At 33.1% G+C, this 15,162-nt stretch carries 14 protein-coding genes and 1 pseudogene; 10 read left to right on the forward strand and 5 right to left on the reverse strand.

Annotated features, from left to right (window positions below; genetic code table 11):
- Positions 1-506 precede the first annotated feature (506 nt).
- The 3 genes and pseudogenes from sigI to HUW50_RS17995 all read left to right on the forward strand — a co-directional run bounded on the left by sigI (position 507) and on the right by HUW50_RS17995 (position 2,458).
- Entirely contained in the window at positions 507-1,253 is a 747-nt protein-coding gene (gene sigI, locus HUW50_RS17990) for an RNA polymerase sigma factor SigI (RefSeq protein ID WP_185653085.1), read from the forward strand.
- A pseudogene (locus tag HUW50_RS27695) lies at positions 1,250-1,318 on the forward strand (anti-sigma factor domain-containing protein); the annotation flags it as partial. The gene sigI and the pseudogene HUW50_RS27695, both read left to right, overlap by 4 nt.
- A gap of 18 nt (positions 1,319-1,336) precedes the next feature.
- Complete coding sequence (locus tag HUW50_RS17995; protein ID WP_232329015.1) at positions 1,337-2,458, forward strand: anti-sigma-I factor RsgI family protein; 1,122 nt, start codon at positions 1,337-1,339, stop codon at positions 2,456-2,458.
- Positions 2,459-2,538: 80 nt separating this feature from the next.
- On the opposite strand, the gene HUW50_RS18000 is transcribed toward HUW50_RS17995, so the two are convergent.
- Positions 2,539-2,739, reverse strand: coding sequence for an alpha/beta-type small acid-soluble spore protein (locus tag HUW50_RS18000; protein WP_066331113.1), 201 nt, complete (start codon positions 2,737-2,739; stop codon positions 2,539-2,541).
- 149 nt (positions 2,740-2,888) lie between these two features.
- On the reverse strand, positions 2,889-3,584 hold the full coding sequence (locus tag HUW50_RS18005) for a DUF1836 domain-containing protein (RefSeq protein ID WP_066331111.1): 696 nt from the start codon (positions 3,582-3,584) through the stop codon (positions 2,889-2,891).
- A gap of 197 nt (positions 3,585-3,781) precedes the next feature.
- Between HUW50_RS18005 and htpX the strand changes: the two genes are divergently transcribed.
- From htpX to HUW50_RS18020, 3 genes are all read left to right on the forward strand, one after another.
- Complete coding sequence (gene htpX / locus HUW50_RS18010) at positions 3,782-4,660, forward strand: protease HtpX (protein WP_066331106.1); 879 nt, start codon at positions 3,782-3,784, stop codon at positions 4,658-4,660.
- Between the two features lie 253 nt (positions 4,661-4,913).
- On the forward strand, positions 4,914-6,266 hold the full coding sequence (locus tag HUW50_RS18015; protein ID WP_066331103.1) for a TrkH family potassium uptake protein: 1,353 nt from the start codon (positions 4,914-4,916) through the stop codon (positions 6,264-6,266).
- A gap of 121 nt (positions 6,267-6,387) precedes the next feature.
- Positions 6,388-8,409: a penicillin-binding transpeptidase domain-containing protein gene (locus HUW50_RS18020; RefSeq protein ID WP_260445535.1), complete on the forward strand. Its 2,022-nt coding sequence runs from the start codon at positions 6,388-6,390 to the stop codon at positions 8,407-8,409.
- Between the two features lie 128 nt (positions 8,410-8,537).
- On the opposite strand, the gene HUW50_RS18025 is transcribed toward HUW50_RS18020, so the two are convergent.
- On the reverse strand, positions 8,538-8,879 hold the full coding sequence (locus HUW50_RS18025) for a DUF3905 domain-containing protein (RefSeq protein WP_232329014.1): 342 nt from the start codon (positions 8,877-8,879) through the stop codon (positions 8,538-8,540).
- A gap of 85 nt (positions 8,880-8,964) precedes the next feature.
- On the opposite strand from HUW50_RS18025, the gene HUW50_RS18030 reads away from it, so the two are divergent.
- From HUW50_RS18030 to HUW50_RS18040, 3 genes are all read left to right on the forward strand, one after another.
- On the forward strand, positions 8,965-9,102 hold the full coding sequence (locus HUW50_RS18030) for a hypothetical protein (protein ID WP_185653086.1): 138 nt from the start codon (positions 8,965-8,967) through the stop codon (positions 9,100-9,102).
- A 90-nt stretch (positions 9,103-9,192) separates the two neighbouring features.
- Complete coding sequence (locus HUW50_RS18035; protein WP_185653087.1) at positions 9,193-9,345, forward strand: hypothetical protein; 153 nt, start codon at positions 9,193-9,195, stop codon at positions 9,343-9,345.
- A 7-nt stretch (positions 9,346-9,352) separates the two neighbouring features.
- Entirely contained in the window at positions 9,353-9,535 is a 183-nt protein-coding gene (locus tag HUW50_RS18040) for a hypothetical protein (protein WP_066331095.1), read from the forward strand.
- Between the two features lie 31 nt (positions 9,536-9,566).
- On the opposite strand, the gene HUW50_RS18045 is transcribed toward HUW50_RS18040, so the two are convergent.
- Both HUW50_RS18045 and HUW50_RS18050 read right to left on the reverse strand, forming a co-directional pair.
- Entirely contained in the window at positions 9,567-11,333 is a 1,767-nt protein-coding gene (locus HUW50_RS18045; RefSeq protein WP_066331092.1) for a B12-binding domain-containing radical SAM protein, read from the reverse strand.
- Positions 11,334-11,515: 182 nt separating this feature from the next.
- On the reverse strand, positions 11,516-12,538 hold the full coding sequence (locus HUW50_RS18050) for an acyltransferase family protein (protein WP_066331091.1): 1,023 nt from the start codon (positions 12,536-12,538) through the stop codon (positions 11,516-11,518).
- Between the two features lie 427 nt (positions 12,539-12,965).
- Here HUW50_RS18050 and HUW50_RS18055 point away from each other — a divergent pair, with 427 nt between their 5' ends.
- On the forward strand, positions 12,966-15,161 hold the full coding sequence (locus HUW50_RS18055; RefSeq protein WP_066331090.1) for a PAS domain-containing sensor histidine kinase: 2,196 nt from the start codon (positions 12,966-12,968) through the stop codon (positions 15,159-15,161).
- Position 15,162 lies beyond the last annotated feature (1 nt).

Below are 15,162 nucleotides of genomic sequence, written 5' to 3' on the forward strand. Positions count from 1 at the left end.
AAAAATTATAAAAAATGGGGGTTTAATATAAGTAAATACTTGAAAGTGACAACTTTTTATGTCAAATATGTAACAAAACATAGGATTAATTACTTATATTAATTTTTTTTCGGAAAATATTTTTTTGTGCACCCTTAATACGGAAAGTTGTATCGAAATAATGTAGTGAAAGAAGAATTAAGTCATCAAGATTAAAGGAGGGTTAGAGGTTTACAAATGGCTTAAATAAGGAGAAAATAAGGTTTTCTTGTCGAAAAAGTTAACGAATATAATGAACATATATTGATCATTTTTTTCGTCAATCATTATATTTGATTTTCAATTTATGTCGTGTACGTGAAAATCGTCCTCATGTTTTTCGTGGGTATAAAGTACTGTTATTTGTAACAATTGTCTTTAATTTGTAGAAAACAAGAAAGATAGTTTCATATTTCTTCCTTTGCGATCCCTATGTAATTTAGCTATTATAGACAAAGTAATATAGGGGAAACAGAGGTGAACCTCCAATGCTTAGCCTTTTATTTAAACTAAGTAAGAAAAAACGTACATTAGAAGATACCGTTCTTTTAATTCAACAAGGTGACAGAGATTTACAAAACCAATTGATTGAACAATATAAACCATTTATTGCGAAAACTGTATCTTCTGTTTGTAAACGATATATAAACGAAAATGATGATGAATTTAGTATAGGATTAATTGCATTTAATGATGCAATAGAAAAATATTCAACAGATAAAGGAAGTTCATTGTTTGCTTTTGCTGAATTAGTGATTAAACGTAAAGTAATTGATTATATTCGTAAGGAAGTACGTAATCCTTATACGATTAATCTAGACCTTCATGAGCATGAAGAGGGAGAATTCTCTCAAAGTAAAATTGAATCTGATTTATCAATTGATGAATATACAAAAATGATTGAGCAAGAGCACCGAAAGGAAGAAATTGCCTATTTTCAGCATTGCCTAAAAGATTTTAAATTAACATTTGCTGAAATAGTTGAACAATCTCCAAAGCATTATGATGCAAGGCAAAATGCAATTGTGGTCGCAACGAAATTAGTAGAGGATGACGAATTGAGGGAATTTCTTTTCCAAAAAAAACAACTTCCTGTAAAACAGCTTGAGGCAAAAGTTGCAGTAAGTCGAAAGACAATCGAAAGAAATAGAAAATATATTATTGCAATGGCCATCATTCTGTCAGGGGACTTCCTCTATTTAAAAGATTATATTAAAGGGGTGCTACATTCATGAAGAGAGGGGTCGTCGTCGAGTATAATGATGACTTTGTAACACTGCTCACCCCAGATGGGCAATTCTTAAAAACTAATAGTAAATTGGGCAGCTATGAAATAGGGGAAGAAATTACTTTTTTTCCTTTAATGGATGAACGTGAAGAGGCTGCTACAAGAACCTCTAAAATAAAACAAAGAAGTTTAATTGACCTATTTAATTCTCGAAAAGTTAGGGTAGGCGCTTTATCTGTGTTAGCAATTATGATTTTTATGATAAGTTTTTTACCGTCTTTTAATAATGATAAAGTGTATGCGTATATGTCGATTGATATTAATCCTAGCTTTGAAGTTGGGATTGATAATCAATTAAACGTTATTTCCCTAGTGCCTCTAAATGAAGAAGCAGAAAAGCTTATTGATAAGCTTCCTGATTGGGAAAAAAAACCCTTTGATAAAATTGTTGATGCTATTGTAGCTGAATCTAAAGTAGAGGGCTACGTTTATCCAGGTAAGGAAATTTTGATAACAACAGTAATTAATGAAGAAGATAAAGCTATTCAAACCAAGTTGGAAGCAGGGATTGATGATATTAGTACCTCTTATGAAGATGAGGAAATGGTTGTCAATACGATTGAGTCTGATAATGAAACGAGAGAAAAGGCTCAGAATCAAGGGATTTCTACTGGGAAGTATATAGAGCTTAAAGAGAAAGCCAATGCCCCTAAAGAAAGGGTAAAAGAGCCTGCAAAAAAACAAGAACAATCAGATAATAGCTCATTAAATAATAAAGCAGACAACGAAACTTTAACGGAAGATACAAATGGTAATAACCAAGCGGTAAAGGAAAAGTTAGAATCAGAAACAAAAGTTAAGCTTGAAGATGCAAAAAAGAAGTTAAAAGAGAACTCAAACTCAAGTATTAGGAACAGCAATGATAAAAATGAAAAAAAACTAAGTGACATTAATAAAAATGTACACAAGCAGGAAAAAGATGCACTGAAAAATGCAGAAAAAAAACGTGAAAACCAAAAGATGAACAATAAAGAAAATAGACACGATCGAAACAATTGGGATTATTATGAAGATAGAGATGATTGGGACAACTGGGATGAAAAAGACAATCGAAACTCTAAAGAAAATAGAGGAAAAAGTGATAAAGAAAAAGAAAATCTAAACAAATGGAATAAAGATAATAGAAACAAAAATGACGATGACAATGATTGATTTTCTTACCAATAGTAAGAGGTCATTATGAATAAAATAGTAAAAAGGCTGATCAAAATGTCAGCCTTTTTGCCATTTAATTATTCAGTTTTTTGACCGTTTAATTGTGCTTGAGCTTGTGCAACTAAACGTTTTGTAATTTCTCCACCAACGGATCCGTTTGAGCGAGAAACTGTATCTGATCCTAAATGAACACCAAATTCTTGAGCAATTTCATATTTAATTTGATCCAGAGCTTGTTCAATGCCTGGGACAAGTAACTTATTACTACTTCTAGACATACTCTTTACCCCCCTTTTAATAATCTTAATAAAGCTGGCATAGATTAAATCCTAAATACTTAATATTAAGGATAACTTAGGTCAGCCTTATTCATAATTTTTCATAAAAGGCCATTTTCTATACTGGTAATGTTTAGCCTGAAGAGAAATTAAGATTTTTCATTTAAATAAACTTGTGCTCTCGTTTGCAAATGGGATGCTAAAACAGACAAGACAGTAATAACTAAAACATTTCTAATTGCCTCCCATTGTTGGGCTGGAAGTTCTGAAAACTTCTTAGGAATCGTGTTGATTTTATGAACAATATTTTTCTCTAATGTTTTATCATTTAGTGATAACGAGGGTAAAGCTTCAAGAGAGTCAAGAACTGTTGCATAAATTTCATAAAAGATGATTGGACTAATTAAATCGTCACTTCGATCTGATAAGGTATTAAATACAATTGTTAAAAGGTTTCGTATTTTTTCAAAATCAAAAACTGTTTTTAAATCTCTTACAATTAATAGCATTGCGGCTTGTTCAATTGAATATTTTTTACCAAGCTCTGGTGTACCGATCAATTCTTTGATATCACGCTTAATCCAGTTTTGAATTGAAGTTGACTTAAGAGATGTAAGCTCACATAAATTTGCAAGAGATACAATTTCATTTGTTGATAAGCCATATACTTGATTGTGACTGCGTCGTTTATTCGTTTTTAACAGAAAGGTTGGGACTTGCATTTCTTTACTAAGAGAAACTCCTATTGCGTGTTCTAATATTAATGAAGGAGATTGGTTTGACTCTCCCTTTAAGGAATATAATAAATTTGTCATTTGTTTACGAGTTAATTGAATTGGCATCATGACACCTCAGTCTTGTATCTTAAATACTAATTATAGAACATACTATAGTGATTTTTCCATTATGAGCAAGAAATGGATGTTAATAATAAATAATAAAGTTTTTGTAAAGGAAGTATTCAATCTTGCAATTCTACGAATATGTTTCTATAATTTAATTATAATATAAGTTCAAATGAACTTGAAACCTGGAGGTTAAAATGGCTAGACGAATCTTTCTCTTTCTTTTATCAAATATTCTTGTTTTAACGACAATAGGTATTGTTTTATCCTTATTAAACGTATCACCCTATCAAACGTTGAACGGTAATCTTGATCTAGTTAACTTACTAATTTTTAGTGCTGTAATTGGATTTACAGGTTCGTTTATGTCATTAGCAATGTCTCGATGGATGGCAAAAATGATGATGAGGGTCCAAGTTATAGATCCTTCAGCATCTCTTTCATCAATTGAGCGTGACTTAGTAGATAGAGTTCATCGTTTGTCTAGAGCAGCAGGGTTAACCAAAATGCCTCAAGTAGGTATTTATCAGTCACCAGAAGTAAATGCATTTGCTACAGGTCCTTCTAAACGTCGTTCACTTGTAGCTGTTTCAACTGGATTATTACATGAGATGGATGATGCTGCAATTGAGGGTGTTATTGCTCATGAGGTGGCACATATCGCTAATGGAGATATGGTGACAATGACTTTATTACAAGGGATCGTCAATACATTTGTTGTCTTTTTTGCTCGGATTGCAGCTTGGCTAGTCACTCGTTTTGTAAGAGAAGATATTGCGCCAATTGTTCATTTTATTGCAGTAATTATATTTCAGTTGGTATTTTCAGTGTTAGGAAGCCTTGTTGTTTTTGCCTTTTCAAGATATCGTGAATTTCATGCAGATAGAGGTGGAGCAGACTTAGCTGGTAAGGACAAAATGATTCATGCTCTTCGTTCATTAAAACACTATACTGGGCGTGTAAGAGATGACCAAGCTTCACTATCAACATTGAAAATTAATAGCAAAAAGGGACTGTCATTATTTTCGACACATCCGGATTTGGATGATCGAATCAGTCGACTTGAAGCAAAATAATCGTTTAGGGGTGATTTATAAGTGGTAGTTACTTATAAGTCATCTTTTTTTATTTTTTTATAGGAAATAAAATAAAGTAATAGACTCGAGTAATCCAATTTGTGAAAAGAACTTTCCATAATCTATGCAATTTTCTAAAATTAAAGTATTATTGAAAAGCACTTTAATTTTGTTCGTTTTTTCTTTATGATAGAGGGCATACATATTTTATAGTGTCGTTATGACGTTAAAGCAGTTTTTATGATAGGAATGAATGAAAATGAACAAATGGAAGCTACGTTTGCAATCATTAACACCCGTACAATTAATCGTATCTTATTATTTTATAGCTGTTACAGTTTCTGTTATTTTATTAAGTTTGCCTGTAGCGCATAAGCCTGGTGTGGAATGGTCGTTTATTGATGGCTTGTTTACGGCTGTTAGTGCTGTAAGCGTGACAGGTCTTACTGCTATTTCAACATCTGATACATTCAGTGTACCTGGAATTTTTATATTGATTTTTGTTCTACAATTTGGAGGCATAGGTGTTATGTCTCTTGGTACATTTGTCTGGCTAATCATGGGGAAGAAGATCGGCCTAAAAGAACGACAATTGATCATGACAGATCAAAACCAAACCAATCTGAGTGGCATTGTAAATTTGATAAGACAAATAATCGGCTTAATTCTATTAATTGAATTAACAGGCGGGATCATCTTAGGAGTCTATTTCCTGAACTATTTTGAAACATGGCAGGAAGCTTTTTTACATGGGATTTTCACATCGGTTAGTGCGACGACGAACGGTGGTTTCGATATTACCGGACAATCTATGATCCCATTTGCAGACGATTATTTTATCCAATTTATAGTTATCATTTTGATTATACTTGGAGCAATCGGGTTTCCAGTATTAATCGAGGTAAAGGACTTCTTATTTAACAAAAATAAAAAATATCGATTTTCCTTATTCACTAAGATTACATCAATCACTTTTTTCTCATTAGTTATAGGTGGAACAATTGCTATTGCATGCTTAGAATATTCTTATTTTTATAAAGGGATGGTATGGCACGAAACATTGTTTTATTCGTTGTTTCAATCTACAGCTACTAGAAGTGCTGGGTTAGCTACAATGGATGTTAGTATGTATACTGAACCAACTTTACTCGTGATTTGTGCATTAATGTTTATTGGAGCCTCGCCAAGCTCAGTAGGTGGTGGGATACGGACAACAACTTTTGCTTTAAACCTTTTATTTCTTTTTCATTTTGCAAGAGGAAATAAATCAATTAAGATCTTTAAACGTGAGTTACACGAAGAAGATTTAATGAAGTCAGTTGTGGTGACAATGATGGCGATGTTAATATGTTTTTTCGCTGTTGTCATATTAACAATCACAGAACCATTTTCATTGACTGAAATTTTATTTGAGGTATGTTCAGCGTTTGGAACAACTGGACTTTCTATGGGAATTACACCTGATTTAAGTACAGTAGGAAAAGTAGTGATTATGATATTAATGTTCATTGGTAGAATTGGGATTTTATCATTTTTATATTTATTAGGCACAAAAGAAAGAAAAGATAATTACCATTTTCCAAAGGAAAGAGTTATTATTGGATAAAACTTATGAAGGTTGACGTACTCGTCAATCCTTTTTTTATGAAGACAATTAGGCAGAATCTCTGTTAATTTAAAATCACTATGATATACTTTCTTGGTACAATATGTAAAGTGGAGGGTGGATGATGAAAAAACATTGGATTGGTTTATTATTTTTATTATTTTCGATGATGGCACTAAGTGCTTGTTCAGAAACTCCGACAGCAGGTGACCGTTTTTCTAAATACATAGAACTATGGAATGATCAAAAGTTTTCTGAGATGTATGACATGCTGACAACGAGCACGAAGGGAACGATAACAAAGGAAGAATTCACCAGTCGCTACAAAGATATTTATGATGGTGTTTCAGCATCTAATCTAAAAGTAACTTTTAAGCAGCCAAAAGAGGAAGAAAAACAAGGTGATCTTGAAGAGGTTGAGTATCCATTCTCTCTTCAGATGGAAACACTAGCAGGAGAAGTTTCTTTTGAGCAAGATGTTAAATTAAAGAAAGAAAAAGTGGAAGACGGTGAAAACTGGTTTATTACTTGGTCACCATCGATGATTTTCCCCCAACTTGAAGAAGGAGAAGAAGTAAGAGTCTCGAGTTCACCAGCTGCAAGGGGGCAAATTTTCGATCAGAATGATAAAGGACTTGCAGTTAACGGAGTAGCAAATGAAATCGGCATTGTTCCAGGAAAGTTACCTGAAAACAAAGCTGAAGCCCTTGCAAACATTGCTAAATTATTAGAATTAGATGTATCAGAGATTGAAGAAAAATTAAATCAATCATGGGTCAAGCCGGAATTATTTGTTCCTATTAAAAAGATCGACGCTACTAATGAAATACTTTTGAACCAATTAATTGCTTTACCATCAGTGCAAAATAAAAATGTCGCTTCAAGGGTTTATCCACTTGGTGAAGCAGCTGCACATTTAACTGGATACATTGGAAGCATTACAGCTGAACAGCTTGAAGAGTTAAAAGGTAAAGGTTATAGCAGTACCGCTAGTGTCGGAAAAGCAGGTCTGGAGCAAGTATATGAGGATCGCCTCAAGGGTGAAACAGGTTATAAAATCTATGTTGATGGAACAGATAAGGTTATTGCTGAGAAAGCGCCAGTGAACGGGGAAGATATAAAGCTTACGATTAATAATGATCTTCAAAAGGCAATTTATGCACAATTAAATGGTGAACCAGGAACAGCAGTTGCCATTCACCCAATTACTGGTGAGACATTAGCAATGGTTAGCAGTCCATCATATAACCCAAATGAGTTTATTTACGGCATGTCAAATGAAGAATATGACGCCCTATCAACTAATCCACTTAATCCATTAATGGCTCGATTTAACAAGACCTATTCTCCAGGATCTTCAATTAAACCGCTAACAGCAGCTATTGGCTTGGAATCTGGAAAACTTCAACCGGAAGGTACAAAGGTGATTAAAGGTCTAACTTGGCGAAAAGATAGTAGCTGGGGAAACTATTATGTGACGCGTGTATCTAGTAAAGTAGAAACCGTTAACTTAGAAAATGCTATGATTTATTCAGATAATATTTTCTTTGCCCAATTAGCATTAGATATTGGTGCAGAGGGACTATCAACCGGATTAAAGAAATTCGGCTTTGAGGAAGAGATTGATTTTCCGTTCCCAATTAGTAAATCAACGATTGCAAGTGATGGGCTTACAAATGAACAGCTTTTAGCTGATTCAGGTTACGGTCAAGGGCAAATTCAGATGAGTCCGTTTCATATTGCGACAGCATATACAACATTTATAAATAATGGAAACATGATTAAACCATACTTAGAAAAACAATCTGATGCAAAAACAACAGTGTGGAAAGAGAAAATTGTTACCCCAGAACATACAGATCTTTTGTTTAATGATTTAGAACAAGTGGTACAAAACCCCAATGGTACGGGCTATAGACCACATATAGAAGGACAGAAATTAGCTGGAAAAACAGGTACAGCTGAGCTTAAACAGTCAAAAGAGGATCTAGATGGTCAGGAGAATGGCTGGTTTGTTGCAGTTAATTCTGAGAATCCACAGCTTTTAATTACGATGATGATTGAGGATGTAAAAGCAAAAGGTGGTAGCCATTATGTTGTTCCGAAAGTAAAGGAAGTATTTAAGGCATTTGCCCCAAATTAAAGTTCAAAAAGGCTGGACAAATTTTTGTCAGCCTTTTTTTGACGCTTATATTTTATGAAATAATAAACTCAAAAAAAGAAGGATGAAATAAAAGAAACAGATCTTTCAACCAACTTTTTCATTCTTTTCTAATCACTATTATAGCTTACATCTTTATCAGGATGTGTAAAAGGAACACCAAGTGGTTTCCTCTTTGATTCAATTAATTCACGATTTTCAGGTGTATTCCACCCAATATCATTGGTTGGATGTATCCATTGTTCCCCTGACATAATGGCTGGATCAATCTCATCGCTCCATTGATTTAATGGAGATACTTCAGAATCATAGAAGCTATCACCAATCATTACACCATATTCATTAACAAAAGGCTCTTTCATCTCAATCCCTGTTTCCTTCCAGGAAGGCGAATTAATTTGATGTGGTAATGTATCTTCGATTGAAATTTTTGTTTTTTTACCTTTAGACACTAAGCTCACCTCTGTCTTATTATTCCCGTACATAATTTAGATATGAAATTGAAAAAGTAAATAAGGATAGAGGTGAGGTGAGAAAATGGACAATCAGAGAGAGTTTCCTGTTGCGAATTTAACGGAGTCACAAATTCAATCTATACTTCAAATGGAATCTAAGCTACGAGAAGAAACAGGAGAAGATATTGTACTCATCGCTTATGAGCATAATGAAAATTGAATTTCCCTTTTACTACCTATGATAGAAAAAAGCAATTTAGGTAAAAGTATATATGTAGCATCTTAAATAAATGAATTTGAGGTGATTTTAATGAAAAGAAAAGCTTTTAGAAACCAGGCAACGAAACATAATTTTACACCTACTGAAAGCCTTCCTGATACAGAATTTGCTGAAATTAATGATGATAAAGACCCGATGAAGGGTGCAAATCGTAATTCAAAAAAAGGAAAGCAAGGGAAGTAATATTACTATGACAAAAAAACATATGAAAAGCAAAGATATGGAAAATCATAAAAAACCAACATCTAAGGATCTCCTACAAGAAGAGTTTGGACATGAGCTTGGGGATATTAATGCTTCACAAATATATGGTGTAATTGAAGGGAATAAAAACAAGGGAAAAAAAGAAGGAAAAAAACGTAAAGAAAAATAGAGAAAGTGAGAGGGATAAAACCTCTCACTTTTTAGCTAACTTTTAAATCAAGTTCAGTTAATGCAGTTGAATATACAGCAGTTTTAGAGTGGAATGGGTCATAATGAACGAGAATTAATGAATCTTGCTCAATCATTTTTCCTGTTTTTAAGTAATGGTTCACATTAAATGGAAGTGTTTCAAGTACTGTATGTTTAAATAGATCTTTTTCAGATAGTTGCTTACTAGCAAATTCTTCACCTAAAATAAGCGGATTATCTAAGATCGCATGATAGATTGTACTTCTCTCATGCTTTTCTAACGCATCATTCCACCAAGGCTTACGTGGTTTATATTTTTGATTTCGCAAATAATCATATTTCATAAATCCACTAACAATGTGTAACTCATCTTTTTTTGCATTCTCAAGGAAGTCAAAAAGGTGCTTATATAAGTCTTCTAACTGATGACCAATTCTTGTCCAGCCTTTTTCATCCCAGAACGTTCCGAAGCCTTGAAAGAAGTCAAATGGAGAAGCAAAAACAGTTGAAACTAAATATTCAATTGTCTCATCCATACGATGGTCATTCCAATACTTTTCTAATACATCCTCGACCTGTTTGATTTTTATCATATCTTCAAAGGAGAGGACATTATTCTTTAATATTTCATATGGTGAATGGTCCATAAATACGTAGCCATGGTCAGCAGCTCGCAATCGGAGCCCGGTACCTCTTAACATTTTTAAGAAGCCTAATTGAAGCTCTTCAGGTCGTAGCTCAAATACATCATTAAAGGTTTTTTTGAATGAATTGTAATCCTCTTCAGGTAATCCAGCAATTAAATCTAAATGTTGATCGATTTTTTGGCCTTCTTTTACCATTGTTACGGTTCTTGTTAGTTTATTAAAATTTTGTTTTCTCATTACAAGCTCGTTTGTTTCATCGTTTGTTGATTGCACACCGATTTCAAAACGGAATAAACCTTTTGGAGCATTGTCATTTAAAAATTGAATAACTTCAGGTCTCATAATGTCAGCAGTTATTTCAAATTGAAATACGGTTCCAGGCTTGTGTTCATCAATTAAAAATTGGAACATTTCCATTGCATAGCTACGGCTTATATTAAAGGTTCGGTCGACGAATTTAATTGTTTTTGCTCCATGTTCCATTAAAAAGCGAATATCGTCTTTTACTTTCTCGCGGTCAAAGTATCTAACACCAACCTCGATTGAAGATAAACAAAACTGACAGCTAAATGGACAACCTCGACTCGTTTCAATATATGTCACACGTTTTGCAAGATGTGGAAGATCTTCATCAAATCGATATGGAGATGGAAGCTCTTTTAAATCAACTTTATTTCGTTGTGGCTTAATTTGAATAGAATCCTTTTCACGGTATGCAATGCCACTTACGTTAGCAAAGTTTTGTTCTCCATGTAATTCATCTAATAGCTGTTTAAACGACTGTTCGCCCTCACCAATCATAATAAAATCAACCTCTGGAATTGTTTCCATCCATTCTCTTGTATCATAGGTTACTTCAGGACCGCCAAGGACAATAATTAACGAGGGATTAATTTTCTTCAGCATCTTAATAACTTTAATTGTTTCTTCTATGTTCCAAATATAACAACTGAAACCAAGTATTTCGGGTTTTCTTGAATGAAGATCTGTGACAATATTCATTGAAGGATCTTTAATTGTATACTCGGCTAGTTCTATATTATACTCAGGAGCTGCATAGGCTTTTAAGTAACGAATAGAAAGACTTGTATGAATGTATTTTGCATTTAATGTTGATAAAACAGTTTTCATTTAATGTAACACCACTTCTACCTATATTTTTGTCAATCTTTATTATCACGGAATTAAAATCTTATTGTATCATAATTGCTCAAAAAATCGTACTTGTGTTACTGGTTTTATAGCCATAGTATGGAAGAAAATAAGTGGGTTTAATCAGTCATATATAAAAAGAAGAGCAGGGTATGCTCTTCTTAATCAGATTTTGTATTTAATGTTGTAAAGTTCTTTAAATAATAGTTGAATGTAGATGCACGTAATTCTATAAAAGGCTGGGTGAGAGCTTTTACGATTTTGGTTGATAGTGTTGATGTTAAAAGGATAGATAAAATAATAATAAAGCTAAGGCTTTGATAATCTTTCATCCAATCCAACAACTCACTATTCCTCATATATTGAATAATAAACCCGTGTAATAAATAGACGTAAAATGTTCGTGTTCCCCATTCCGTGTAAAAGGCATGGGATTTCGGAATTAACGCCAAAAAGCTAATCGATGTAATAAGTGTTAAGCAATAAAATCCTAGGCGAATAACAGCACTCAAGACAGACGGCTCGCCAAAATGTGAGTACGATTTTGATCCGAAAAGCCATTCATAATCAAAGTTGAGATTAAAATACATTATAAATGTTATCGTTAATAAAGTGATGGATATCCCTCTTACAGGTACTTTGGTAATAAACGTAAAGTGCTCGCGTTTTAAGTAAAAGCCGACTAAAAACAATGGGAAGAAGACAAATGTTCTCGATAAGCTTAAATAATTACTTATGATCTCAAAATAACCAACTGCTAACCCAGCTGAAAATGCTAAAACCAATGCCCATTTAGTTGGAAGTTTTGTAACTACAAAAAGAAGTACATTCCAAAAGAATAGACTGATCAAGAACCATAACGACCAATGTGGATCTAATGGATCAAGAACGATTGAACCTTGTTTCTCAATAAAAAAGTAATAAACTGAGTAGATTCCTTGAAAAATAAGATAAGGAAGTATGAGTTTTTTCGTTATTTTTGACACATAGCCTTTTTTTCTAAACCCTTTCGCGAAATATCCAGAAATTAGGATAAAAGCTGGCATGTGAAAGGTATAAACAAACTTGTATATATTCATAATCATTGGACTGTCATCAATAAATGAGCGAATGATATGTCCAAAAACAACTAAAAGTATTAAAAAGAATTTAGCATTATCGAAGTAACTATCTCGATTTTTCATGTTTTCACCTTTTCTTCTGAAGTTATAAAATGAGACTTAATGGACTTTTGCTGCAAGTTAATGCGAGAGAAATACTATGTCCTTCATTTTATTCCCTAGCTCAATGCCTTACTAAACTATTATTCGTAAAATGACATATATTTTATTGGGGATGTAACGAAAGTGTAACCTTAATGTAAGAATGGTTATGAAATCAATTGAATCTCAAATATGCCAACATCTATCATAATTAATTTCGAAAAAAAAGCAAACCTATTTTTTCTTACAATTATATTCAAATAAGATTGTGCTATAAAAACTATGACTTTCACCATAGTGCTTGGCGAAGAGTCAAGTTTTTCTTACCTTTTTGTAGATAAGTGAAGGACAATGACACTCCTTGTAGAATATTTGATAGTGAAGATTGTGGTAATTAGGGGTGAAAAGATTGAAGCAGACGATGGAGGAAAACGAAATCGTTACTATGAAAGAACAATTAGCTGAATTAAAGGCTGAAAATGAATTGCTTAAAACGAAGGTTCTTCAGCACGAAAATATATTAGAAGGTGCACTTGATGCTGTTGCAATATTTGATGAACAGATGAGATTTATTGATGTAAACTCTTCAGCATGTCATATGTTTCAGTTAACAAAGATAGAGCTTTGTAAACGAAACCTTTATGATTTTCTTACACTTATTCCCAAGAATGAAATAAAGCAACTAGTTGATGAACTATATAAGAAAGACTCATTCGGGAAGGAGGTAGTTGTAAAATTAGAAAACGGACAAGTAAGGTTTTTAGAGATTTCGTTGCACAGACGGGCGTTTAATGGATATGATCTTGCTATGCTTAAGGACGTATCGTTTAAGAAAATGCTTGAACGTGAAAGAACAATTAATGAGCAGCTTTTTAAAGATTTGTTTCATCGTGCTGTAGATGGCATTGTTATCTTTGATCAGCACGGCTCTTTTATTGATGCAAATGGCTCTTTTTGTACAAGTTTTGAAATAAACAAAGTTCAATTAAATTCATATGCACTTAATGATTTTATCGATAAACAAGATAATGATAAGCTGGATAAATTATGGGGTGTATTAAAGGAAAACGGGAGTGCTAAAGGCGAACTACCAGTTGTCCTGAAAAATGGTGATAAGAAAATTTTTGAATTCACTACAACCTCAAATATTATTAATGGTTTTTATATGGCTATTATGAGAGATATTACTGAAAAGCGCTCGATGGAATTGAAGCTTTATAAGAGTGAGGAACGCTTTAGAGAGATTTTTGAAAATGCGATTGATGCCATAATGATTTGGCGAAAAGATGGTCAAATTTTAAGGGTAAATCAAGCTGCAAGCCGGACATTTGAATTGGCAGAAGAGGAGCTTGTCACTAGAAATATTCTTGATTTTATCGATCAAACGACACTAGCTTTTGCAAAAGTAAAAAAGGAATACTTTCAAATGGGAGCAATTAGAGAGGAACTCCTTTTTCATATGCCTAATGGGCAAAATAAGGAGCTCGAATTTACGTCAAAAATGGATATAGCTGAAGGACACCACTTAACGATTTTTCGCAATGTAAGTGAAAGGAAACGGATGGTAAAGATTCTTAAAGAAAGTGAGCAAAAGTTCCGTAAAATATTTGATGGGGCGATGGATGGAATTGTTTTATTTAACAATGACTTTGAAATCATTGAAGCAAACCCTTCTGCAATGCGTATTTTAAATGGTTCTTCTGAGAATATTATCTCCTTTAACCTATATGAATTACTATTCTCTGATTTAAAACAAGATCGCGTTCATACAGAGTTCGCCTCAACATATTGGGAAGAATCATTACAAGAAATTACCTATAAATTTGAAAATGGAGAAGAAAAAATCTTAGAATTCACCTTAAAAAGTAATATCAATGAAAATATGAATTTAGCAGTTTTTCGTGATGTGACGGAAAAAAGGGAGCTTGAGGAGCAGTTGAGAAAATCTGATACGTTAAATGTCGTAGGTGAATTAGCAGCGGGAATCGCTCATGAAATACGTAATCCTATGACAGCATTAAAGGGTTTCATTCAGCTACTTGAAGGAAGTGTGAAGGATGACTTTTCAATGTATTTTAATGTGATAACATCAGAATTAAGTAGAATAGAATCAATCATTACCGAATTTTTAATTTTAGCAAGACCTCAAGCAATTAAATATTTAAAGATAGAAATAGGCAAGATTATGAAGGAAACAATTGATTTATTAAACGCGCAAGCGATTCTTGTAAATGTGCAAATGAAGCTTTCATTAGAAAAAGACCTGCCTTTAATTTATTGTGAACCTAATCAATTAAAGCAAGTTTTTATTAATGTTTTAAAAAATGCGATTGAGGTTATGACAAAGGGTGGACAGATAGATGTCCAAATTAAACGAAAAGATGAAAGGCATATAGTAGTATCAATTATAGATAGAGGTACAGGTATTTCTGAAGATAAAATAAAAAGACTTGGGCAACCATTTTATACAACGAAAGAACGTGGTACAGGTCTTGGTTTAATGGTGAGCTATAAAATTATTGAGGAGCATAGAGGGATCGTGGATGTCGAAAGTGAAGAAGGGAAAGGAACTACCTTTCATATTACTCTACCAATAAATCAATAAT

It is taken from the genome of Metabacillus sp. KUDC1714 (assembly GCF_014217835.1).
Lineage (GTDB): Bacteria > Bacillota > Bacilli > Bacillales > Bacillaceae > Metabacillus > Metabacillus rhizosphaerae.